The organism is Demequina sp., assembly GCF_047975725.1.
Lineage (GTDB): Bacteria > Actinomycetota > Actinomycetes > Actinomycetales > Demequinaceae > Demequina.
This window is the reverse complement of sequence record NZ_JBKEED010000010.1, coordinates 128,454-151,517: the sequence shown is the minus strand read 5'-3', so window position 1 is coordinate 151,517 and position 23,064 is coordinate 128,454. Positions and strand designations below refer to the sequence as shown.

22 protein-coding genes and 2 tRNA genes are annotated in these 23,064 nt (G+C 67.6%); 10 read left to right on the top strand and 14 right to left on the bottom strand.

What is annotated here, in order from left to right; translation table 11 throughout:
* Position 1 precedes the first annotated feature (1 nt).
* From ACK5NO_RS02780 to ACK5NO_RS02765, 4 genes are all read left to right on the top strand, one after another.
* Positions 2-1,534: a catalase gene (locus tag ACK5NO_RS02780; protein WP_416811211.1), complete on the top strand. Its 1,533-nt coding sequence runs from the start codon at positions 2-4 to the stop codon at positions 1,532-1,534.
* A 361-nt stretch (positions 1,535-1,895) separates the two neighbouring features.
* Positions 1,896-2,801 (top strand): DUF3566 domain-containing protein, encoded by a 906-nt coding sequence (locus tag ACK5NO_RS02775; RefSeq protein WP_416811142.1) that lies wholly within the window; start codon positions 1,896-1,898, stop codon positions 2,799-2,801.
* 87 nt (positions 2,802-2,888) lie between these two features.
* Positions 2,889-2,962: transfer RNA gene (locus ACK5NO_RS02770), tRNA-Ile, on the top strand.
* Positions 2,963-3,110: 148 nt separating this feature from the next.
* A tRNA-Ala gene (locus ACK5NO_RS02765) sits at positions 3,111-3,186 on the top strand.
* Positions 3,187-3,252: 66 nt separating this feature from the next.
* On the opposite strand, the gene glpK is transcribed toward ACK5NO_RS02765, so the two are convergent.
* Both glpK and ACK5NO_RS02755 read right to left on the bottom strand, forming a co-directional pair.
* Complete coding sequence (glpK, locus tag ACK5NO_RS02760) at positions 3,253-4,755, bottom strand: glycerol kinase GlpK (RefSeq protein ID WP_416811141.1); 1,503 nt, start codon at positions 4,753-4,755, stop codon at positions 3,253-3,255.
* 145 nt (positions 4,756-4,900) lie between these two features.
* The gene (locus tag ACK5NO_RS02755) at positions 4,901-5,809 is read right to left on the bottom strand and encodes a hypothetical protein (RefSeq protein WP_416811140.1); all 909 of its coding nucleotides are present in this window, start codon (positions 5,807-5,809) and stop codon (positions 4,901-4,903) included.
* Between the two features lie 74 nt (positions 5,810-5,883).
* Here ACK5NO_RS02755 and ACK5NO_RS02750 point away from each other — a divergent pair, with 74 nt between their 5' ends.
* Positions 5,884-6,420: a peptidylprolyl isomerase gene (locus ACK5NO_RS02750; protein WP_416811139.1), complete on the top strand. Its 537-nt coding sequence runs from the start codon at positions 5,884-5,886 to the stop codon at positions 6,418-6,420.
* A gap of 211 nt (positions 6,421-6,631) precedes the next feature.
* The gene (locus ACK5NO_RS02745; protein ID WP_416811138.1) at positions 6,632-7,261 is read left to right on the top strand and encodes a rhomboid family intramembrane serine protease; all 630 of its coding nucleotides are present in this window, start codon (positions 6,632-6,634) and stop codon (positions 7,259-7,261) included.
* 593 nt (positions 7,262-7,854) lie between these two features.
* On the opposite strand, the gene ACK5NO_RS02740 is transcribed toward ACK5NO_RS02745, so the two are convergent.
* The gene (locus ACK5NO_RS02740; RefSeq protein WP_416811137.1) at positions 7,855-8,106 is read right to left on the bottom strand and encodes a cell division protein CrgA; all 252 of its coding nucleotides are present in this window, start codon (positions 8,104-8,106) and stop codon (positions 7,855-7,857) included.
* A gap of 113 nt (positions 8,107-8,219) precedes the next feature.
* Here ACK5NO_RS02740 and ACK5NO_RS02735 point away from each other — a divergent pair, with 113 nt between their 5' ends.
* From ACK5NO_RS02735 to ACK5NO_RS02725, 3 genes are read left to right on the top strand one after another with little or no spacing between them, the layout of a single operon-like run.
* Positions 8,220-9,029 carry a class E sortase gene (locus ACK5NO_RS02735; protein ID WP_416811136.1) on the top strand — a complete coding sequence of 270 codons (810 nt, stop codon included), beginning with the start codon at positions 8,220-8,222 and terminating at the stop codon, positions 9,027-9,029.
* Positions 9,026-9,190, top strand: coding sequence for a hypothetical protein (locus ACK5NO_RS02730; protein ID WP_416811135.1), 165 nt, complete (start codon positions 9,026-9,028; stop codon positions 9,188-9,190). The genes ACK5NO_RS02735 and ACK5NO_RS02730 overlap by 4 nt, the downstream gene beginning before the upstream one ends.
* The gene (locus tag ACK5NO_RS02725; protein ID WP_416811134.1) at positions 9,187-9,813 is read left to right on the top strand and encodes an aminodeoxychorismate/anthranilate synthase component II; all 627 of its coding nucleotides are present in this window, start codon (positions 9,187-9,189) and stop codon (positions 9,811-9,813) included. Before ACK5NO_RS02730 ends, ACK5NO_RS02725 begins: the two co-directional genes overlap by 4 nt.
* Positions 9,814-10,050: 237 nt before the next feature.
* Here the strand turns inward: ACK5NO_RS02725 and pknB are convergent, their stop codons facing one another.
* From pknB to flgN, 11 genes are all read right to left on the bottom strand, one after another.
* Positions 10,051-12,180, bottom strand: a complete 2,130-nt coding sequence (gene pknB, locus ACK5NO_RS02720; protein WP_416811133.1) for a Stk1 family PASTA domain-containing Ser/Thr kinase — start codon at positions 12,178-12,180, stop codon at positions 10,051-10,053.
* A gap of 37 nt (positions 12,181-12,217) precedes the next feature.
* Entirely contained in the window at positions 12,218-13,234 is a 1,017-nt protein-coding gene (locus ACK5NO_RS02715) for a serine/threonine-protein kinase (protein WP_416811132.1), read from the bottom strand.
* On the bottom strand, positions 13,231-14,697 hold the full coding sequence (locus ACK5NO_RS02710) for a peptidoglycan D,D-transpeptidase FtsI family protein (protein ID WP_416811131.1): 1,467 nt from the start codon (positions 14,695-14,697) through the stop codon (positions 13,231-13,233). Before ACK5NO_RS02710 ends, ACK5NO_RS02715 begins: the two co-directional genes overlap by 4 nt.
* Positions 14,694-16,025 (bottom strand): FtsW/RodA/SpoVE family cell cycle protein, encoded by a 1,332-nt coding sequence (locus tag ACK5NO_RS02705; protein ID WP_416811130.1) that lies wholly within the window; start codon positions 16,023-16,025, stop codon positions 14,694-14,696. The genes ACK5NO_RS02710 and ACK5NO_RS02705 overlap by 4 nt, the downstream gene beginning before the upstream one ends.
* The gene (locus tag ACK5NO_RS02700; protein ID WP_416811129.1) at positions 16,025-17,230 is read right to left on the bottom strand and encodes a PP2C family protein-serine/threonine phosphatase; all 1,206 of its coding nucleotides are present in this window, start codon (positions 17,228-17,230) and stop codon (positions 16,025-16,027) included. Before ACK5NO_RS02700 ends, ACK5NO_RS02705 begins: the two co-directional genes overlap by 1 nt.
* A 1-nt stretch (position 17,231) precedes the next feature.
* Positions 17,232-17,750, bottom strand: coding sequence for an FHA domain-containing protein (locus ACK5NO_RS02695; protein WP_416811128.1), 519 nt, complete (start codon positions 17,748-17,750; stop codon positions 17,232-17,234).
* A 4-nt stretch (positions 17,751-17,754) separates the two neighbouring features.
* Positions 17,755-18,462: an FhaA domain-containing protein gene (locus ACK5NO_RS02690; RefSeq protein ID WP_416811127.1), complete on the bottom strand. Its 708-nt coding sequence runs from the start codon at positions 18,460-18,462 to the stop codon at positions 17,755-17,757.
* Positions 18,463-18,531: 69 nt separating this feature from the next.
* Entirely contained in the window at positions 18,532-18,960 is a 429-nt protein-coding gene (fliW, locus tag ACK5NO_RS02685; RefSeq protein ID WP_416811126.1) for a flagellar assembly protein FliW, read from the bottom strand.
* A complete protein-coding gene (flgL, locus tag ACK5NO_RS02680; RefSeq protein ID WP_416811125.1) occupies positions 18,957-19,856 on the bottom strand; it encodes a flagellar hook-associated protein FlgL in 900 nt (299 codons plus the stop codon). Before flgL ends, fliW begins: the two co-directional genes overlap by 4 nt.
* 4 nt (positions 19,857-19,860) lie before the next feature.
* Positions 19,861-21,297 (bottom strand): flagellar hook-associated protein FlgK, encoded by a 1,437-nt coding sequence (flgK, locus tag ACK5NO_RS02675; RefSeq protein ID WP_416811124.1) that lies wholly within the window; start codon positions 21,295-21,297, stop codon positions 19,861-19,863.
* On the bottom strand, positions 21,298-21,780 hold the full coding sequence (gene flgN / locus ACK5NO_RS02670) for a flagellar export chaperone FlgN (protein WP_416811123.1): 483 nt from the start codon (positions 21,778-21,780) through the stop codon (positions 21,298-21,300).
* A 338-nt stretch (positions 21,781-22,118) separates the two neighbouring features.
* Between flgN and ACK5NO_RS02665 the strand changes: the two genes are divergently transcribed.
* Positions 22,119-23,063 carry a sigma-70 family RNA polymerase sigma factor gene (locus ACK5NO_RS02665; RefSeq protein WP_416811122.1) on the top strand — a complete coding sequence of 315 codons (945 nt, stop codon included), beginning with the start codon at positions 22,119-22,121 and terminating at the stop codon, positions 23,061-23,063.
* Position 23,064 lies beyond the last annotated feature (1 nt).

The window sequence follows — 23,064 nt, the reverse complement described above, 5'->3', positions numbered from 1 at the left end:
CATCGTGACCGAGAAGTTCACCACCACCAACTCTGGAGCCCCCGTCGCCTCCGACCAGCACTCGCTGACCGTGGGCAACAACGGCGTCACCGCGCTGACCGACCACTACCTGGTCGAGAAGCTCGCTCAGTTCAACCGTGAGCGCGTGCCCGAGCGCGTGGTCCACGCCAAGGGCGGCGGCGCCTTCGGTACCTTCACGACCACCAACCCCGACATCGCGAAGTACACGCGTGCGGCGCTGTTCCAGGACGGCGTGCAGACCGAGATGCTCGCGCGCTTCTCGTCGGTCGCCGGCGAGGCGGGTTCGCCCGACACCTGGCGCGACCCCCGCGGCTTCGCGCTCAAGTTCTACACCACCGAGGGCAACTACGACCTCGTGGGCAACAACACCCCCGTGTTCTTCATCCGCGACGGCATCAAGTTCCCCGACTTCATCCGTTCGCAGAAGCGCCTTCCCGGTTCGCACCTGCGTGACAACGACATGCAGTGGGACTTCTGGACGCTGCAGCCCGAGTCGGCTCACCAGGTGACGTGGCTCATGGGTGAGCGTGGACTGCCCCGCTCGTGGCGCGAGATGCAGGGCTACGGCTCGCACACCTACCAGTGGACCAACGCCGAAGGCGAGCGATTCTGGGTCAAGTACCACTTCAAGAGCCAGCAGGGCGTGCACGGCCTCACCATCGAAGAGGCGGGCCAGCTTGCGGGCTCCGACGGTGACCACCACATTCGCGACCTGTACGAGCACATCGAGGCTGGGGACTTCCCGCGCTGGGACCTGTTTGTCCAGGTCATGCCTTACGAGGACGCCAAGACCTACCGCTTCAACCCGTTCGACCTCACCAAGGTGTGGCCGCACGGTGACTACCCGCTGATCCCCGTGGGCGTCATGGAGCTCAACAAGAACCCCGAGAACTACTTCGCGCAGATCGAGCAGGCGACGTTCGCCCCGTCGAACTTTGTGCCCGGCATCGGGGCCTCCCCCGACAAGATGCTGATGGCCCGCATCTTCTCCTACGCGGACGCTCACCGGTACCGCGTGGGCACCAACCACGCCGACCTGCCTGTCAACGCACCGCACGCCGCCAGCGCGCACGGCCACTCCTACTCGAAGGACGGCGCCATGCGCTACTCGTTCGCGTCGGCAGACACCCCGGTCTACGCCCCCAACTCTCGCGGCGGCGCTCACGCCGACCCGGCGCGTGCGGGCGACGCGGGCAACTGGGAGTCCGACGGCGCCATGGTGCGCGCGGCTGCCACGCTGCACGCCGAGGACGACGACTTTGGTCAGGCAGGAACGCTGTACCGCGAGGTCTTCAACGACCAGCAGAAGGCGCACATCCTCGACCAGATCACCGGCCACGTGGGCGCGGTGAAGTCGGACGAGATCCGCGAGCGGGCCATCCAGTACTGGACCAATGTGGACGCGAACCTGGGTGCGCAGTTGCGCGCCAACCTGGCCGCGGAGGGCGCCCCCGTCGAGGCCGGCGAGCCTGGCACGGGTGTCGAGCCCGTCGAGGTGGGCTCCGAGGTCTGATTTCCTCGAAAAAGGATGCCCGTGATGGTGGTGCGAACCGCCGGGGCCTGGCACAATAGTCGCCAGGAACTCGGCGGTTCGCCGCCAGAGGGCCTCCCACAACTTCCGGGCGTCGCACGAGCGCGGCGTGACCGGTCACAGATCATCGGCCGGGCCGTCCCACCCCCCTAGGACGGTCCGGCCGATGCCTTTGTCCCGCGGGGACGTTCTGCGGGGAACCTCTCGCGCATCGCGAAACGTTCGGGTACCGTGGCAAGCCGAGCAGTTGGGTCCGGTGGTGACGCCAGGCGACGGCTTCTTCTATGCCTCAGTTACCCTTGACACCGAGTCCGCACATCCGCGCGGGCCAAGAGGAGATGTCATGAACGCGGATCACCGCGCCTCTACCGGCGCCGCTTCGACCTTCACGCCGCAGGGCGCACCGCAGGCGACACCGCAGGCGAACGGGGGCGCCGCCCCCCAGCGTTCGTCGTTGCGCCCCATGACCGGCGAGGTGCCCACGGTCGCGCCTCGCACCTTCTCCGCACCGTCGTACTCGCCTGCGCCCCAGGCGCCCAGCGCATCGGCCCCGGTCTCGAGCCAGCAGCCGGTCTCCACTTCACAGCCAGTGTCGAACCAGTTCCGGCCCGCTGGCCAAGCGCCCACCGCCTCTCCCTTCGCGCCTGTCACCCCGCAGCCCGTGTCGAACCCTCAGCCGGTCGGCGGGGCGCAGCCCGTGAGCGGTGCCTACCCCACGACGGGCGAGCAGGCCACGCAGGGTGAGCAGCACTCCTTCCTCTCGGACGCCGCTACCGGCGTGGGTGCCACGGTGGGTGCCGGCTTCGACAAGATCAAAGGCTTCGCCCTCAAGGCCAAGGATGACCTGACCGCTGGCGACGACATCGCCGCTGCGAGCCAGCGCGGTGGCTCCCGCAAGGCGCGCGTGCTCGTGTCGCGCGTGGACCCGTGGTCGGCCCTCAAGATGGGCTTCCTGCTGTCGGTGGCGCTGGGCATCATGCTCGTGGTCGCGGTCTACGTGATCTGGCAGACGCTCAACGGCATGGAGGTGTTCGCACTCGTGCAGAAGTGGGTGGACGATCTGTTCACCGGCGGCACCCGGGTCGACATCATGCCGTTCTTCGCGCTCAACAAGTGGATGTCGGCGGCGACCCTCGTCGCCGTCATCAACGTGTTGCTGCTCAGTGCCCTCGCGGCCCTGGGCGCACTGCTGTACAACACCGTGTCGAAGGTCGTGGGTGGCGTCTACGTCACCCTCACCGACGACTAATCGCGGCCACATCACCACCCAGGAGGGGCCGGTTTTGTCGGTCGCCCTGGCGTGGGGTATCGTTGGTCGCCGCGGCACTGCCGCAACGGGCCCATAGCTCAGGCGGTTAGAGCGCTTCGCTGATAACGAAGAGGTCGGAGGTTCAAGTCCTCCTGGGCCCACCGAGGTGGTCGAATGAAGAAGATCGTCATCCTCGCCGCAATGGTTGCGGCGGCCACGCTGGTCTACGGAGCCTTGGCCCGTGACGCCAAGCGTGACATCTGGGACGATGTCCACCACGAGTTCTGAAATCCCGCGCGTTTCGCGCACGGGGCCTTGGCGCAATTGGTAGCGCACCTGCTTTGCAAGCAGGGGGTTAGGGGTTCGAGTCCCCTAGGCTCCACCACATGAGGCTCCGCCCCTTCGGGCGGGGCCTCCTTTGCGTTTGTCGGGCCGATGCGGCGGCCGGGTCTTAGTCGACCCAGCCGAGCGAGCGGTCCACTCCCTTGCACCACTGGGCATAGGCGGCCTCCCGGTGGCGTGCGGTCGCGGTCGGCTCCCAGCGCCGGCCCTCCCGCCACTGGCGGCGCAGCTCGTCGAGGCCCGACCAGAAACCCACGGCGAGGCCCGCAGCGTAGGCAGCGCCCAGCGCGGTGGTCTCCGTGACGGCGGGACGCACCACCGCAACCCCCAGCGCATCGGCCTGCAGTTGCATCAGCAGGTCGTTGACCACCATGCCGCCGTCGACTCGCAGTTGCGGGATCGATACCCCCGTGTCGGCCGCCATCGCATCGAGCACCTGGCGGGTCTGCCAGGCGACCGCCTCGAGCGTGGCCCGAGCGATGTGCCCCGGCCCCGTGAACCGAGTCATCCCTAGCAAGGCTCCTCGCGCATCGGCCCTCCAATGGGGAGCGAGCAGTCCGGAGAAAGCCGGCACGAACACGACGCCACCGGAGTCGGGCACCGACTCAGCGAGGCTCTCGACCTGCGACGCGGTCGTGATGAGGCCGAGCGAATCGCGCAGCCATTGCACGGCGGCGCCGGTCACGGCGACCGATCCCTCAAGCGCGTACGCGATCTCGCCGGTGTCGAGCTCATACGCGATCGTGGAGATCAGCCCGTGTGCGGAGCGCACAATCTCGGCGCCCGTGTTGACGAGCACAAAGTTGCCCGTGCCGTACGTGCTCTTGGACTCGCCCGCGGCAAAGGCGGCCTGGCCGAACGTCGCGGCCTGCTGGTCGCCCAGCACCCCCGTGATGGGCACCCCGCGCAGCAAGGATGGCGCCGCGGCCGTGCCGTACGCCGCCGTCGAGGTACGAATGCGCGGCAAGGCGGCGGCGGGGATGGCGAACTCCGCGAGCATGCGCGGTGACCACTGGCGCTCGCGCAGGTCCATGAGCAAGGTGCGGCTCGCGTTGGTGACGTCGGTCGCGTGGATGCCTCCGTGTGCGCCTCCGGTGAGGTTCCACAGCAGCCACGAGTCGATGGTCCCCAGCAATACCTCACCGCGCTCGGCGCGCTCCTGGCTGCCGGTGTGGTCCAGCAGCCAGCGGTACTTGGAAGCCGAGAAGTACGCGGCCAGAGGTAGTCCCGTGAGGGTGGCGAACGCATCGGCCCCATGCTGGGCGGTGAGGCGGTCGATGAACGGCTGAGTACGGGCGTCCTGCCATACGATCGCGCGGTGCAGCGGCTTGCCGGTCGCGCGGTCCCACACCACCGCGGTCTCACGCTGGTTGGTGATGCCGATCGCGGCGACGTCCTCGGCGGTCGCGTTAGCGTGGGCGAGCGCGAGGCCCACGCACTCACGGACGGACTGCCAGATCTCCTCGGGATCGTGCTCGACCCATCCGGGCTGCGGGAAGTGCTGGGTCAGCTCGACCTGGCCCATGCCGGCCACATCGCCAGCGTGGTCGAACAGGATCGCGCGCGTACTCGTGGTGCCTTGGTCGATCGCGATCACGTACGCCACTGCCACTCCCTTGTGTCTGTTGCGGTAAATCTCACCACGCCGATGCACGGGCTGGCTAGGCGGCGGTGTCCCTCCTCGTCCCTCCTCGGGTCCACACAGCACGGCGCCCCGGCCGCATGTGGACGGGGCGCCGTGACGACTGGGGTGCGGATTACTCCTTGGCGGGCTTGTCGCTCGCGGTGGGGGTCTCCTCGGTGGCGGGAGAGTCGTCGTTCCACACGTCCTCGGCACCCTCAATAGTGCTTTCGGCGGCGGCACCGGCGCGGTCGAGGGTCTCGTCCACTGACGCGCGCACCTTGTTGACTTCGCTCGAGGCGGACTCGCGGACCCTGGACAGGGCCTCCTTGGCCTCATCAACGTAGGGGCCTGCCTGCTCCTTGGCCTTGTCGACGTACGGGCCGGCCTTTTCGCTGACCGCGGCAGCGGCGGCTGTGGCCGCCTCGCTCGCCTTCTTCGCTGCCTCAAGCGCGGCATCGGTGGCCTTGTTGACGTTGTCACGGAGCTGCTGCTTGAAGTCGCCCTCGCCTGCGAGCTCCCACTCGTCGTCCTCGCCAGCCCACTCGTCGCGGCCCGGGTCACGACGGGCCCACACCACGAGCGCTGCGGCAGCGGCTCCCGCGAGCAGGATCGGCACGATGACCTTGCCAGCCCCGCCCTTGCTGGCCTTAGGCTCGGCGGCTGCGCTCTCGACGGCGCTGATCGCGGCCGGAATGGCGGCACCGACGATCGCGGCGTGGGCGACATCGGCCCACTCGATGGCGCGGTGGCCGGCCTTGCGCACGTAGGGCTCGGCCTTGCGCGCTCCTGCGTGGTACGCCTTCTCGGCACGGGGTGCGCCCCAGGCAATGGCCTTGCCCACCTGTGGTCCCGCCCAGGCCTTGGCCTTGTCGTACTGGGGACCCGCCCACGCCTGAGCCTGCTTGGCAGCCTCCTTGGCGTGGACAGCGGCCTGCTCAGCGGCGGCCTTGGCGCTCGCCGCCGCCCCCTCAGCCTGCGCCCGGTACTTGTCGATGTCCTTGGCTTGGTGCTTCTTGCGTCCCACTGTGCTGCCTCCGTCCATACCCACAACTGTCCTGGTCATTCATCTTGTCACCAACGAGAAGTGAACGCGAGTGCCGTGGGAGAATGTTCCGCATGATCGCAACCATCGAAACCACCGCAGGCGACATTCGCATCGAACTGCTCCCCAACGACGCCCCCGCGACTGTCAAGAACTTCGTGGGTCTGGCGACCGGCGAAAAGGAGTGGGTCGACCCCGAGACCGGCGACAAGAGCAACGAGCCGTTCTACAACGGACTGGTGTTCCACCGTGTCATCGAAGGCTTCATGATCCAGGGCGGATGCCCCGAAGGCACCGGCACCGGCGGTCCCGGCTACACCTTCGACGACGAGATCCACCCCAACAACCAGTTCTCGCAGCCCTACCTGCTCGCCATGGCGAACGCGGGCAAGCGCCTGAACCCCATCACCGGCCGTCCCGGTGGCACCAACGGCTCGCAGTTCTTCATCACCGTGGCCCAGACGCCGCACCTGAACCAGGGCCACACCATCTTTGGCAAGGTTGCCGACGACGAGTCCAAGGCCGTCGTCGACAAGATCGCGACGACCCCCGTCGACGGTCGTGACCGTCCCCTCGAGGACGTGATGATCACCGGCGTCACCATCGCCTGAGAGATTCTGAGTGACTGACCAGCCGGGGGCGCCCGCCGCACCGACGTGCCCGCGCCACCCCGACCGCGTCTCCTACGTACGCTGCCAGCGCTGTGAGCGCCCGGCGTGCCCGGAGTGCCAGCGCCCCGCTCCCGTGGGAGTGCTGTGTGTCGACTGCCTGCGCGCCGCGCAGGCCCAGGCGCGCCCCGTGCGCTCCCGGCTGGGATTCACCATGACTGCAGGGCCGCCGTTGGCGACCTATGTGATCATCGGGCTCAATGTTGCGGTCTTCCTGCTCGCGCCCGTGTTGCTGGGCGGCGACGGATGGCAGTACTACCTCGCGTTGTGGCCGGACGCCACGGCGATCGAGATCGCGAGTTATATCGACGTGGGCAACGAGTGGTATCGATGGGTGACCTCGGGCTTCACCCACTTTGGCCTGCTCCACATCGGCATGAACATGCTGGCACTGTGGCAGATGGGTCAGGTGCTCGAGCCGGCCCTGGGTCGCTGGCGCTACTTGGGCCTATACGCAGGTTCGCTGCTGGGCAGCTCCCTCGCGGTGGAGCTGTTGGGCACTGGCGGGGACCTCGTGCCGGTCGCCGGCGCCTCGGGCGCGATCTTTGGCCTCATTGCCGCGTACGGCATCATCCTCAAGCGCCTGCGTTTGCCCTACACGCAGGTGTTGGTGATCGCGGCGATCTTCATTGGCGGACCTTTGCTGTCCGCCATCATTCCCGGCTTCGGGTTCTTCTCGGGACTGTCATGGCAGGGCCACTTGGGTGGCGCCGTGGTGGGCGCCGTCATCATGCTCGCGATGTTCCGCGGTGTAGACAAGCGCGAGCGCGCCTCCCACCTCTAGCCCTCCCCTCCTCCTTCGAGGCAAGTGATGTCTGCGTTCCGCGGCTCTTTCGCGCTTCGAGGCAAGTGAGGACTACTGGGGATCGCGTATGGGCGAGTTGCCAGCCTGGCTCTCTGCGGCCTGACTGCGCGTGGCCTGACTGCCGCCGCCCGCATCGGCGCTACCGGGCCGTAGCGTGCCCCGAATCTCCCTTCACGCGACCTCATGCGCCCGCGCCTGATCACCATGTGCCTCGATACGGGCTGTGGCCTAGATTCGTGAGCGCAGCTTGCCTCCAGGGGTGGGGGCGGCGGCGCGGCATCACGGACGGCGTGCCTGCAGTCCAGGGCCAGATTGCCGGCCAGGTTCCGCCGCGCACGGCCCCGGGAGTCGCTTGCGCGAGCCGCTTAAGCCTCGAGGCAACTGAGGTCCTCGATTCATGAGCCCTACGTGCCTCGAGGCACGTAGGGAGTTCTCACGCTTTCTTCCCCAGGTGTGAATAACCGCCGTGTAGTTATCCACATCTCCATCCCCACTGTGAATAACACGCGTGTAGTTATCCCCACCCTTGTCCACATCGGGGGATAACTACATAGGTGTAACTCAGGGAGCGGCTACTTCCAGCGGGTGAACAGCGCCATCGATGCGGCCATGAACACAAAGCCGACCACGAGGTTCAGGTCGCCAATAGGAGCCGGCCACTGGGCGCCGCTGATGTAGTACGTGATGATCCAGGCGGGGCCGATGATCAAGAGCGTCAGCGCCGTGGGGAGGAGCCACTTGGGGTTCTCCGACTCGGGCTTGCCCAACTTCTTGGGGGCCTTGTAGGTAGGCGTGCCATTTTGGGGCTTCTTCTTGAGGGCCACGTCGCTGCTCCATGCTTCTGCTGTGCCCGCTTGCCGGGCGTCCATGCACCAGGTTACCTACCGCGCGCACGCGTCTATATACCCCAACGGTCCTCGCGTAGGCTTGAGCCACCATGGCCACTCCCCTGCAGACCCCTCCGGGCCCGGCCGGGCGCCCACCAGCGCACGTGCGTCCCGAGCGTGCGCGCTTCAGCGTGGTGGGGATCATTGGCGAGCTGCTGATCTTCGCGGGGGCCCTGCTCGCGCTGTTCGTGGTGTGGCAGTTGTTCTATACGGACATCCAGGGAGAGCGTGCGCAGCGCGAGGTCGTGGAGGGCCTCGAGTGGGTCGACCCGGCCGTCGATGACCTGGTGCAGGGTGTCACCGCCGATACGGGGCCGCAGACCATCCCGGATGAGCTCAAGGTCACGGACGGGGACCCTCCGGCCATGGAGTACCCCGAGTTTGTGGAGACCTTCGCGACCATGATGGTGCCCCGCTGGGGCGAGGACTACGTCAGGCCCGTGACCGAGGGCGTCACCCGGCCCGATGTGCTCGACCCCCTGGGAATCGGCCATTACCCCGACACCGCCTTGCCGGGCGAGATCGGCAACTTCGCGTTGTCCGGCCACCGCACGACGTACGGCAAGCCCTTCAACAGGGTTGCTGAGCTCGAGGTCGGTGACAGCCTGATCATTCAGACCGAGGACGCCTGGTTCGTCTATCACGTCGAGTCGTGGCACATCGTGACGCCGGAGCACGTCGAGGTCATCGCCCCCACACCCAACCAGCCGGGCGTGGCACCCACGGAGCGGTCCATCACGCTGACGACCTGCCACCCGCTGTTCTCCGCTGCCGAGCGCTGGATCGTCCATGGTGTCCTGGACTACTGGGCACCCACCGGCCACGGCGTGCCCGAAGAACTCTTGGAGCTCCCCTCATGATTTCGACGTGGATCTGGAACGCGCTGCCGGGACCCACCGTGGTGCGCCTGCTCATCCTGCTGATCGTGATCGCCGGCGTCGTGCTGGTGCTGTTCGAGTACGTTTTCCCGTGGATCTCGGAGTATCTTGCGATCCAAGAGACCACCGTGGAGGAGACATGACGCGCATTCTGGTGATCGACAACTACGACTCGTTCGTCTACACGATCGTGGGTTACCTGCGTCAGATGGGCGCCGAGACGGTTGTGGTGCGCAATGACGCGGTGGCCGATGCCGGCGACATCGACGAGTACGACGGCGTGCTGGTCTCGCCTGGGCCCGGCACTCCTGCCGAGGCGGGCGCGTCCAACGACGTCATCCGCGAATGCGCGCGCACTGGCACGCCAATGCTCGGCATCTGCTTGGGCCACCAGGCCCTCGCTGAAGTCTATGGAGCGACCGTCTCCCACGCTCCCGAGCTGATGCATGGCAAGACCTCGCAGGTGACCCACGAAAGCGGGTCGGTGCTCGTAGGCCTGCCGTCACCATTCACCGCGACCCGCTACCACTCGCTCGCTGTCGAGAACCCCACCGTGCCCGCCGAACTCGAGGTCACCGCGACTACCGCCAACGGCATCATCATGGGTCTCAAGCACCGCGACCTGCCGTTGCACGGTGTGCAGTTCCACCCCGAGTCGGTGCTCACCGAGGGCGGCCACCGCTTGCTCGCGAACTGGCTTGAGGTCTGCGGTATGCCCGATGCGGAGGCACGCTCCGCAGGGCTGTCGCCCCTCGTACGTCAGTAGTCTCTGGAGTCGACGCCCACCTGCTACCCAGGGGGCGTCGCTACACGCCACGAGCGATTGTCTGCGGACACTGCCCGGGTGAGTGCGCATCGGCGTGGCTACGGAGCATTCGAGAGGGAGCGGCGCTGCAAGCGCTGGGTCACGCTCGCCCCGCCCCTTCACGAGTCAAATGGATCCATTTGACGGAGCGAAGCGCGCCGCCAACCGAGCAAATGGATCCATTTGATGGAAGAGGGGTTAGGGAGCCGGTGTCACCGTGTCGTCGGGCTCCGGCTCGGGGCCCAGCGAAAGCACCAGAGTGACCTGGGTGTCGGGTGCGACCTGAGTGCCGCCGTTCGGGTTCTGTGAGATCACAGATCCGGCCGGAATGTCGTTCGAGTACTGCTCGGCACCGTAGGTGAAACGCAGCCCCGCCGTGCCAAGCTCACGCTCGGCGTCCGCGCGACCCTTGCCCGTGACATCCGGGACGGCCACGGTGGACGGCGCGACGGCCACATCGATTTGGACCGTCGAGCGCTGCTCGACCTTGCCGGGTGAAGGGCTCTGGCTGAGCACGGTTCCGGGGGCGACCGACTCGTCCTCAACGTCCGTGAAGTCAGGGATGAGGCCCACCTCGGTGAGCGCGGCACGTGCGGCGTCCTCGTCCATACCGACTAGGTCAGGCAGTTCGACCTGTCCGGTCGACACGTACAGCACGATGTCGGAGCCGTAGGGAAGTTCCTCACCCTCGACGGGGTCGGTGCGGGTGACGCGGTCCTTCTCCAAGTCCTTGTCGTCCTCGGTCTCGACGCGCGTGACGTTGAAGCCCAGGTCTTCGAGGCGTTGGCGAGCCTCCGCCTGGAGCATGGCCCGCACGGAGGGGACCTCCACGGCATCAGGCCCGGCGGAGACCACGAGCAGCACCTCGCTGCCTTCCTCGACCTCCACGGCCTCCTCGGGCTCGCTACGGATGACCACGCCCTCCTCGACCTCGGCGGAAGCCTCGGTCTCGACGCGGGGCACGAGCCCGTCGGTGGTGAGTAGAGTCTCGGCCTCGGCCTGCGTCAGGCCGGCGACGGCGGGCACGGGAACCATGACGGTCTCCGGCTCTGTCGGCGCATCGGGCTTGAGCAGCAGCCACAGGACCAAGATCAGGGCGATCAGCGCGGCCGCCCCGAGCGAGATCCACAGGATCATCTTGCGGCGGCGCGCGTCCTCGTCGTCCTCAAGGTCGTGCTCATCCGTCACGGCCACCGTCGAGGACTGGGGCGGCGGGATCACCCCGCCATCGCCTGCACCGACGGCCGCCCATGGGGCGCCTGCCGACGTCATGACCTGGGTCTCACCGGTCACGGGAGCGTCTTGGGCTGGCATGGCCTGGGTGGGCTGGTCGGCCCACTGCTCGGGCGTGAGTTGTTCGGTGGCGGAGGTGGGGTGCGCGCCAGCGGCCGCTGCCGCAGCCACACCCGCGGCGCCGGCCCCGAAGGCGGCGGAGCCCATGGCGATCGCCCCGGTGGAGGGGCTCAGCGGCGTGCCCCCCATGACCGCACGTAGGTCCCCCAGGAACTCCTGGGCGGTCGCGTAGCGGTGGTCACGGTTCTTGGCGAGGGCACGGCCCACGACGGCGTCGAGTTCGGCAGGCACGTCGGACGCGAAGGAGGACGGCTTGGGAGCCTCCTCGCGCACGTGCTGGTACGCCACGGATACGGGCGAGTCACCGACGAAGGGAGGGCGTCCCGTCAGCAGCTCGAATAGCAGGCATCCAGCGGAGTACAGGTCGGAACGGGCGTCCACCTGCTCCCCGCGTGCCTGCTCGGGCGACAGATACTGCGCGGTGCCGACGACGGCCTGCGTCTGCGTCATGGTGTTGCCCGCATCGGCCAAGGCGCGAGCGATACCAAAGTCCATCACCTTGACAGCGCCGGTGGGCGTCAGCATGACGTTGGCGGGCTTGATGTCGCGGTGGACCAGCCCCGCGTGGTGCGCGTAGTCCAGCGCGGTCAGCACGCCCGTGGTGATCTCGACGGCCTCGTCAATGGGAGCGGCGACGTCACCCTTGAGGATGTCGCGCACGGTGTGACCCTCGACGTACTCCATGACGATGAAGGGCACGGCCTGGTGAGAGCCGTCGACGCCGAAGGTCGAGTCCTCGCCTGTGTCGTACACGGCGACGATGGCGGGGTGGTTGAGCCCGGCAGCGGCCTGCGCCTCACGGCGGAACCGCGTCTGGAAAGAGGGGTCGCGTGCGAGGTCGGGGCGCAGGATCTTGATGGCCACGGTGCGTCCCAGCCGGGTGTCGTACCCGATGTGGACCTCGGCCATGCCGCCGCGCCCGATGAGCTCACCGACTTCGTATCGGCCAGCGAGGATCTTCGCGTCGTCGTTCATTACTCTTTGTCTCCCACGTGGGTGGTCACTTCGGTGGTCATTGTCCCACTGATCCCTGTGTGCGCCCGCGAGGCTGCACGTCCGGGCGTGGGCGGTACTCCTTGGGGGCGATGCTGGGCGGCATCGTACGGCCTCGTCTGGTGCGGGTGCGGGCGCCATCGGAAGGGGCCGATGCGGCAGCGGCTGCCGTAGCATCGGCCACCTGCCGCTCGCCCCACCCGGGGGTGCGGGGTGGCTCAGTGAGTTCGAGCGCGGCCAGGCGCTCCAGAAGCGCCACGGCCGTCCGCGGCCGCTTGCGCGGGTTCTTTTCGAGCAGATCCATGATGAGGTGTGCGAGAGCAGGTGAGACCGTGTTCGGCAGGGCGGGGACGGGCTCGTTGACGTGCGCAATCGCGATGTCGACGGCGCTGGCGGCGGTGAAGGGCCGCTTGCCGTTGACGGATTCGAAGCCGATGATCCCCAGCGCGTACAGGTCCGAGGCGGGCGTTGCGGGCTTGCCGAGTGCGAGCTCCGGTGCGAGGTACTGGGCGGTGCCCATGACCATGCCGGTCTGCGTCAACGTGGTCTGGTCCGTACTGCGGGACACGCCAAAGTCGGTGATCTTCAGGGCGTCGCCGTCCGCGATCAGCAGGTTGCCTGGCTTGATGTCCCGGTGCATGATGCCGGCGTCGTGGGCGGCCTGCAGGCCGCGGGCAGTCGCGGCCATGATCGCGACCAGCCGCGGCTCGGCGAGCACCTTCTCGCGTTCGAGCACGGTGGACAGCGGTTCGCCCTCGACCAACTCCATCACGAGGTAGGCGGTGCCTTCTTGGTCGCCGTAGTCGAAGACCTGCGCAATGTTCTCGTGTGTCAGACCTGCGGCATTCTTGGCCTCGTTGCGGAACCGCTGGAGGAAGGTGTCGTTGGCTGCCGCGCCCTCCTTGAGGACCTTGACGGCCACCGGGCGGTCCAACTCCGAGTCTTGCCCGCGCCACACCTCGCCCATGCCGCCCACGGCGAGCAAGCTGTTCAGCACGTAGCGGCCCCCGAGGGTGGTGCCTGCGGTGATGCTCACAGTTCTCCCTCCCGAGCCAACTCCAAGGCGCGCTGCATGATGGTCTTGGCGATGGGTGCCGCGAGCGACCCGCCCGTGGCACTGGTCTCGCCGCCGCCCTCTTCGACGATGACTGCCAGGGCGATCACCGGGTCGTCGGCGGGAGCGAACGACACGAACCACGCGTGAGGCGCGGTGTCCTGGCCCGTCTCTGCCGTGCCGGTTTTGCCTGCCACGTCGACGCCGTCGATGCGCGCGGAGCGGCCGGTGCCATCCGCCACGACGCTCACCATCATGTCCGTAAGGTCCTGGGCATCCTTGCTTGTCATGGACTCGCGCAGCACCTCAGGCTCGGTGGTGGACAGCACCTTGAGGTCGGGGGCGCGCACCGTGTCGACCAGATAGGGCCGCATGAGGGTGCCGTCGTTGCCAATGGCGGCTGCGACCATCGCCATTTGCAGCGGAGTGGCCCTCACGTCGAACTGGCCGATGGCGCTCTGCGCGGTCTGAGCGGCGTTGGGGTCCTCGGACAGGCGCGACGGCGTGACCGACAGCGGGATGTCGAGGTCCTCACCCCAGCCAAAGGCGTCGGCCTTGCGCTCGATGACGCTCCAGCCCAGCGACATCCCCAAGTCAGCGAACGCGGTGTTGCAGCTGATGCGCAGTGCGTCTTGGAGTGACATGTAGTCGGTGCTCGAACACGTCGCGCCGCCGTAGTTGCCGATCGTGGAAGTGGTCTGCGGAAGGTCGAGCTCCGTGGGCGCGTAGACCTCGGTCTCGGGCGTGTACCCGGACTCGAGCGCTGCAGCGGTGACCACGAGCTTGAAGGTCGAACCCGGAGGGTACGTGTCGCCGGCGATCGCGCGGTTGATGAGCGGCCCATCCTCGCGGTTCAGCAGATCCGCGTAGGCGTTGTTGACCTCGCTCGTGGTGTGCCCGGCGAGCGCGGCCGGGTCATAGGTGGGGCTCGTCACCATCGCGAGAATCTCACCGGTGGCCGGGTCGAGTGCGACCACGGCGCCCGTGCGGTCACCCAGGGCCTCGGCCGCGGTCTGTTGGAGCACGCCCGACAGGGTGGTCTCGACAGAGGCGCCCTGCTGTTGCTCGCCGGAGAACAGGTTGCCCAGGCGGGTCCAGAACAGCGAGTCGGCGGTGCCGGAGAGCACTTCGTTCTCCGTCTGCTCGAGCCCGGTGCGGCCGTAGACCACGGAGTAGAAGCCCGTCGTGGAGGCGTACAGGGGGCCGTTGGCATAGGTGCGCTGGAAGTTGAACGGGTCGTCGACGGGCTCGGACCACACCACTGCCTCGCCATCCACGACGATGGGTCCGCGGAAGTTGCCGTACTCGCGGTAGAGAGTGCGGACGTTGCGGGCGTCCTGGTTGAGGTCGTCGGCGCCGATCACCTGAATCCACGACGCTGCCGCCATGAGCGCGAGGAACATGATCAGGACGATCACGCTGAGGCGCCGTGCGGGCTCGTTCATGCGGTCACCTCCTGCGCGGACCGTCTGGCCTGATCGGAGATGCGCAGCAGCAGACCCACGATGATCCAGTTGGCGAGCATGCTCGAGCCGCCGTAGGCGAGCCACGGAGTCGTCAGCCCGGTGAGGGGGATCACGCGGGTCACGCCGCCCACCACGATGAACACCTGCAGCGCGAGCGCGAAGCCCAGGCCAGCGGACAGCAACTTGCCAAAGCCGTCACGCACGCCAATCGACATGCGGAAGGCCCGCTGAACAATGATCAGGTACAGCGCGAGGATCGCCATGAGGCCGGTCAGTCCCAGCTCCTCGCCGACCGAGGCGATGATGAAGTCGGACTCGGCTGCGTAGACCAGGTCTGGGCGGCCCTCGCCCAGACCTGTGCCAAAGAGGCCGCCGGAGGCCATGCCAAACATGCCACGCACCAACTGCTCGGAGGTGCCTGCGGCGTAGAGGTCAGCATCGAGCGCATTGAGCCACGCGTCGTAGCGGGCACGCACGTGGGGGAACACCACGCCTGCGGCCACGGCGCCCACTGCGAACATCCCCAGGCCTGTGATGACCCACGAGATGCGCTGGGTTGCGACGTAGAGCATGCCAAGGAAGATGCCAAAGAACAGCAACGATGCGCCCAGGTCGCGCTGGTAGACCATCAGCAGCAGCGCCGCCGCCCACACGGCCAGCAACGGGCCCATGTCGCGCGGTCGCGGGAAACGCAATCCCAAGAACTTGGGGCCAGCGAGGGCCAACGTGTCCCGGTTGGTCACGAGGTAGCCGGCGAAGAACACCACCATGGCGACCTTGGCAAACTCGCCGGGCTGGAGGGAGCGACCGAAGATCTCGATCCAGATGCGCGCGCCGTTCACCGTGATGCCCAGTCCCGGCACCAGCGGCAGCATGTACAACACCAGTCCGACGATGCCTGCGGTGTAGGTGAAGCGTCGCAGCTTGCGATGATCGCGCAGACTGAAGATCACGCCCATCGCGAGCAGGACACCTGCGATGGTCCACCCGATCTGGGCCGCGCCAAAACTGGTGCCCTCGGCAAAGTCGATGCGGCGGATCATCGCAAGGCCTACGCCATTGATCGCGAACACCGCAGGCAGCAGGACCGGGTCGGCCGCGGGCGCATAGCGGCGCAGCATCAGGTGCGAGCCCACCAAGAGCAACGCCGCGCCGAGCGCGTACCAGCCCAGTTCGGACAGCACGAGGAAGTCGGCGTGATAGTCGACGAGGGCGCGCGCCAGCACGATGATCGACCAGGAGATCGCGAGCAACGCCAGCTCAGAGCGTCGGCCCGCGCGCACCTCGAGCTCGGCGACCGTGGCCACTAGGCCTCGTCCTCCAGGGCAGAAACCACATCCCGGGCGCCGTCGAGGCTGCCCGAACGGATCGCGGCCTCAATGCGCTGCTGTTGGTACACGGGCAGGTCGAGCAGTCGCAGATCGGTGCGCTCAACCAACGTGTGGGTGGTGACCAAGGGGAGTTCCTCCGGGATGCCCCGGAAGACCGCGACGTACCCGTCGGACGTGCCCACGTAGTACTGGGTCTGGGTCCACCGGTAGGCGCCCCAGGCGCCGCCGATCACGACGAGTAGGGCGACGAGAGGCAGCACCCACGGGCGAATCTTGGGCCACACGCGCTCCCAGCCGGACGGCTGCTCCTCCTCGTCGGCCTCCGTGGGCGTGGACAGGCGCGCGGCCTTCGCCGCGGCCGAGTTTCCACCAGCGGATGGCCGATGCCTGTCACGGGCCGCGGCCCCCACGATCTGGGAGTGCGTCGACGGCCCCACACCGTCCGGATCGGCATCGATGTCGACCACGTCCGCCACCACGCACGTGACGTTGTCCGGAGCCCCAGCGGCCAGGGCCAAGGCGACCAGCGCATCGGCGCAATCGCCGGGGTCCTCGACCTCCTTGAGCGTCGAGTGCAGGGTGTCGCGGCTCACCACGCCGCTGAGACCGTCGGAGCACAGCATCCAGCGGTCGCCCGGCCGGGTCTCGCGCACGGAAATGTCGACGGGGACGTCGGCGTCGACGTCCCCGAGCACGCGCAACAACATCGAACGCTTGGGATGGTGCTCGGCGTCGGCGGCGGAGATGCGGCCGGTGTCCACCAGGTGCTGCACAAAGGAGTGGTCCGTGGTGACCTGATCGAGCCCGCCGTCGCGCAGCAGGTAGGCGCGCGAGTCGCCGATGTGGGCCATCGACAAGGTGGATCCGGCACGCAACAGTGCCGTGACCGTGGTGCCGAGACCCGACAGCTCGGGGTCGTTCTGGGCGCGGCCCACGATGTCGGTGTGGGCGTCGGCGATGGCGCGCTTGAGCTCGTCGAGCGCCTCGTCGGGACCGTGTGATTCGCCGTCGAGAGCCGCGAGCCGGCCCACCGCGATCGACGAGGCGATGTCTCCACCGGCAGCGCCACCCATGCCGTCGGCCACCACCAGAAGGTGGGCGCCGGCGAAGGCGGAGTCTTGGTTGTTGGACCTGATCAGGCCCACGTCAGAGCGCGCGGCAAAATGGAAACCGAGGAACACGTCATCCCCTCAGCTCGACGGTGGTGGCACCCAGGCGCAGTTTGTCGCCCCGCTTGAACGGCATGGGGTCGTCCACGCGCTGGTTGTCGAGGAAGGTGCCGTTGGTTGAGCCCAAGTCCTCGACCTTCCAGCCGCCGTCCTCGGGGAAAATGCGGCAGTGCTTGGCCGAGCAGTAGTCATCGTCGATCACGAGGGTGCAGGTCGGGGAGCGGCCCACCATGATGGGCGCCGTGCCGAGCGGAATGGTGGTGCCCTTCAGGGCACCGGACGTCACCGCGAGGTGAGCCACCGCATCGTCCCTCGTGGAAATCGAGCCCGTGCGCACGCCCGTCGCGGAGCGCGACATTGCCGCGACCTTGTCGCGCGGCCCGTCATGGCGTCGCGCCTGGCGACCGCGGCCGCGCGTGGTGACGCGCGTGCCGTACAGGTCCGCACGCAGCACGCCGATCGCGGACAGGACCAGCGCCCACAACAGGATGAGGAAGCCGAACCTCAGCAGGGTGATCGAGAGTTCGCTCATGCGACTACAGGTCCTCGTCGACGGGCATGCCGTCCCAGTACATGATCGTGGTGCGGCCCACCTGGATCGCGTTGCCGTCGAGCAGCGTGACCTCGGTGATGCGCTGGCCCTCGACCTGGGTGCCATTGGTCGAACCGAGATCGGTGAGGATCGTGCCCTGGTCGGTGACCTCGAAACGGCAGTGCTGGCGACTGACGCCCGTGTCGTCGACCACGATGTCGGCCTCCGAGCCGCGGCCGATCACGGTCATCTCACCCGTGAGGTGGTAGCGCTCGCCGTCGATGTCGAGCAGCGGGTAGCGCGAGTGGTGGTCGCGTGTGGTGGCGGGGGCGACCGGTCCGCGCGTGGAGCGGCTGCGTACCGCGAGGCGGCCCGTCGACAGGGACTCGTCGAGGTTGAACTCGACCTTCACTGCCCCCACGAAGCTGTAACGCTGGCGCTCGGCGTGGTCACGCAGGGCGTCCTCGAGCTCGTGCGTGAGGGCCTCTGCGCCCCACTGCTCGATGGAGTCGTGGTCGGTCGAGGACAGGGACACCGAATACTCGTTGGGCACGACAGTGCGTGACCGGTCGACCGCGGCGGCACGCGCGTCACATTCACGCCGCACTGCGCTCGCGATCTCGACCGGCTTGACCCCTGATTTGAAGGTCTTGGCGAACGCGCCTTGCATCACGTTCTCCACGCCCTTTTCGAAGCGATCGAGCACACCCATGAGATGCATCGTATCTGGACCGTCCCCTAGGACTACAGTGCGCCCGGTCGCGACACGACTGCGCGGACGCTAGTGGGCTTGCCCCGGGGCGGCGAGCGGCGCCCGCAAAGGCCAGGCGTCGCCATCGAGGACCACTTGGAGGGCGGCACCGGTACGGGCGTTGGCGATGACGGGAGCGAGCAGGTTTGCCGTGTGATCAGAGCTTGCGCCTGGACTGACGATCACCGCAATCGTGGCGGCGTCCTGGGGTCCGAGTCCCAAGCGCTCCAGCACGGCAGCGTCAACGGTCGGGCGGTAGTCAGGGAAGTAGGGCGCTGCGAGCAGGGCAAACAACCGCACCGACGGCTCGTCCACCGCGCGCAGGGTGACCAGCAGGCCCGACTCGTCCAACGCCGCCACCTCAAAGGTGGTGAGTCCCGCCAATCCAGGGGGCGCCTCAACGAACGTGAACCGCTCTGGCCAGGCAGCGGAGATGGGGGCGGGCAGGGGGCCGGTCATCGCAGGAAGTCCAACAACGTGGGCTGGAGAACCTTAGCGGTCGCTCCTAGCGCGCCCTGGTACGCCACTTCTTGGAGTTGCAGGTCGATCACCGTCTGCGCAAGGTCGACGTCCTCGATCTGAGAGATGGCCCCCTTGACGTCCTGGAGCGACAGCGCGAGCGCGTCCTGGGCATCGGTCAGTTGGCTGTGGCGCACGCCGACATCGGTCAAGGAGGCCAGCATGGTGTTCAATCTGTCGTCAATCTGAGTCAGGCGACCGGACACCTCTGTGCCGGCACGCAGGTCGGCCGCGATGTCGTCGATGAGCTGGAAGACCGAGTCGGTGCCGGAACCGTAGGCCGCAGGCCCCGCCACGTCCACGCGCAGCGTCGTGGTGGCGCCCACGCGCCGAGTGACGGACCCCGTCGCTGAGCCCTGCCACTCGTAGGGGGTGGCCGCCGCTGCATCCGAAAAGGCGGTGCCGCCCGCGGCCGTGCCCGCGAACACTGGCCGTCCGTTGAGGCGAGTGTTGGCCAGGTCCAGCATGGAGTCGCGCAGGCCTTCGAGCTCGGTGGCGATCGCCTCGACGGCCGCGCTGCCCGCGGTGGTGGAGTTTGCGCCCCGCACCGTGAGGTCCCTGACGCGGTGCAGGACATTCACAGAGCCCTGCAGAGCAGTGTCGAGTTGTGTGAGCCACGACGCGCCGTCGTCTGCGTTGCGCTTGGCCTGCACCAAGGAGGCTTGCTCGGCACGCAGAGTCATGGCACGGCTCGCTGCGCCCGGGTCATCCGATACGGCAGAGAGGTTCTTGCCCGACGACAGGCGCGCCTGCAGGTCGGCCATGGACCGCAGGTTCAGCTGGAGGTTGCCGAGGGTTGAGCGCTGCATGGTCTGGTGTGTCACGCGAGAAATCACGGCGCTACCTTCCTACTACTCCGGTGCGATTGATGAGGGTATCGAGCATCTCGTCCATGGCCGTGAGGACCCTGGCCGCTCCCTCATAGGCGCGTTGATACGCGAGCATGTTGGTGACTTCCTCGTCGACGTCGACCGAGGTCGCCGCGAGTTGCACCGACTGAGCGGTGGTGCGGGCAGTCTCCGAGACGCTGGCGCGACGCGTCGCAGCCGCCGCGGTCACGCCGAGTTCGACCACGAACTCCCGCCAGGTGGCATCGGGCCCGTCCTGAGACGCGCCGATCTGAGACAGTGCGCTCGCGACGGAGCCGTCGAAGGCCCCCGCTCCTGCGGTAGCGGCCGCAACGTGCTGAGGGTCGGTGATAGCGACGGCGAGGCCGAGTGCGGGCGGCATGCCGTCCTGAAAGCTAAAGAAGTCGACGCCCGTGTCGTATGGCGCCCCTGCGAGGGTGGTGCCTGCGCTATGCAGGGCGTTGACGCGCGCGGCTACGTCAGAGGCGAGACCGTTCACGGCGTCGAGGGAGGAGGACAACGGGCCACCAAGAGAGGTGGGCTGGAGTGCGGTCACGATGCCGGCAAGTTCGCCGCCGTTGAGGACGAGTGCGGTGCCGTCGGCCCACTCGAGGTGTGCGGTGGCAGCGGTGGGAGCGGGCTCGCCGAGCGCCTGCGTCATCACCGCTGATCCGCCGAGTGTGATACCCGTGGCCCTGTCGCCCTGGACAAGGGGGTTGCCGGAAACCATCACGGTGACCGTGCCGTCGTGCTGGGCGGTGGCGGTGGCCCCCACGAGCGCCGACAGGCGGGTGACAAGCAGGTCGCGCTGGTCCATGAGTTCATTGGCGGAAGACCCCGCGGCGAGCACGGAGCGAATCTGCTCGTTGAGTTCTGCGACTCCCTGGGCGGAGGCCTGGACCTCCGCTACCAGTGACTGTCCGTCGCTGCGAGCGGCGTTCCACTGAGCCTCGTACGCCCGGTACGTGTCTGCCAGTTGCCCCACGAGCGCCTGGCCGGCTCCCATCACTGCGGTGCGGTTGGCTGAGCTGTCGGGACCGTTGGACAAGTCCTCCCATGCGCTCCAGAACGCCTGAAGACCAGAGGCCACTCCGGTGTCCGCCGGCTCGCTCACCACCGATTCGAGACGCGAGAAGGCGGTCGCGATCGATGAATGGTGCGAGGCCTGTGCGGTGGCGAAGCGTAGGCGAGAGTCGGCGAACTGGTCGCCGAGCCGCGCGATCCCCGTGGCACTGACACCGCTGCCGGAGGTCACCGGCGTGGAGAACAGCGAAGACACGGACGAGGCGGTGAGCGCCTCCAGGTCCGCACGCTGGCGGGTGTACCCGGCCGTGTTGGCGTTGGCGATGTTCTGTCCGCTGACTTCGAGGGCGATGCGTTGCGCCATGAGAGACGACAGGGCGGTCGACAGTCCGGAGAAGGTACTCATCTAGATGTCCTGGTCCAACAGCAGCGCGCCGCCGTCAGAGCCACGCGGAGTGCCGGTGGGGTCGTACTCGCCGGCCGCGGCCTCGATCCCCACGAGTGCTTCCCGAGTTGCCCTCAGGGTCTGCTCGAGCAGCGCGTGATTGGCGTGGCTCAGCGCGTCGATCTGCGCCGTGACGGTGGTGAGGGCGAGGTGGTGGCTGTGCATCATGTCGTTCCAGGGCTCAGGCGCTGCGCCAGCAATCTCGAGCAGGCTGGCATCAGCTCCGAGGCCGAGCAGGCTTGCGGCGTCGGTCGCTTCCACGGCTCGGCCCACCTCGAGTTCGCGCATGTGGTCGAGCACCCGCTCGACGTCGTGCGCCGCGCGCCCGAGCCACCGAGTGCGCCCGTGGGCGATGATGAGCTCTTCGACCTCGAGCTTGAACAGCAACGTGTCGAGGAGTTCGCGCTCCTTCCAGAGCACATTCGACAGTGCGTCGAGTCCCATGGGTCCTGCTCTCCCGAGCCCGGGGGCCCGTCTTTCTGTGCTGGCCGCGCACGGCCTGGTGTCACACCCATCGGCCAGGTCGAGCCGAGTTTAGGGTCTAGGCCTACAGTCCAGGTTTTTCGGAGGGAACCGTCCGCGTCAACGACCCAAAAGCTCGAATCGGTCCCAAGTGTGAGAATGTTCACATGGTGAGAATCCGGCCGTGATTGGCGGCAATTTTCCCTTTCTTCCGTTCTTTCGTTTTTCGCTCTCTCAGGCTTCTTTACGAGGGGTGTTAGTGTTCTTGCCCAAAAAAATGGGGAATGAGCGCCGTCCCTGTGCGGCAAGGGTGCAGCGCCGTGACATTTCCGGTTTCGACGCTACACAACGGCGGCAACGACGTGCGGGTCGCGGGTCCCAGCGCCCTTTGCCGTATCAATGTCGCCATGGATCACGCCGATGAAGAAGTTCGCTCCCTTGTGGAGGCGAACTTTGCGCTCGTCGGCTATTGCGTCAACGAGATCGCCGCACGAGTCCCATCCCACGTGTCACGATCCGACCTCGCGTCGGCGGGATCGTATGCCCTGGTATTGGCTGCGCGCGCGTACGACGCCCACAAGGGCGTGCCCTTCGCGCGCTACGCCTCGATGCGGATCCGGGGAGCGCTCGTCGATGAGCTGCGCTCCATGGACTGGGTGCCCCGATCGGCTCGACGCAGGGCCCGCGACGTCTCTTCTGTCGTCGAGACACTGACGGGCCAGCTCGGTCGAGCGCCCTCAACAGCGCAGGTGGCTCAGACGCTCGGCATCACGGAGGCGGAGGTCCTCGCCGCGCGGGTCGACTTGGACTCGCGCGTGCTGTCTATGGACGCCTTCGACTCTGCCGTGGCGCACAGCGTTGTGGATCCGGCAGTGACGCCCGCGGAGGCGCTGTTGGGCGCGGAACAGGTGCACTACCTGCGCGCTGGCGTGCAAGCCCTGCCGGAGAAGCTGCGCCACGTGGTCGAGGAGCTGTTCTTCCGGGATCGTCCCGTCGCAGAGTTGGCGGAGGAGATGGGCGTGACGCGCTCACGCATCAGTCAACTTCGCACCGAGGCGCTCACGCTGCTCAAGGACGGCATGCGGTCCACCCTTGATGCCGATGCCGCCCCTGTGGTGGACCCGGACGCCGGCGTCGCCGTGCGCCGGCGCCAGGCGTTCTACGCCGCCATGGCGGCGCGCGCCTCAGAAGCGGGCCATGCCCGCACCGTGGTGCCCATGCGCCAGGCCGCGTTGCCCCCAGAAGACGCGGTGCGCATCGGCTGAT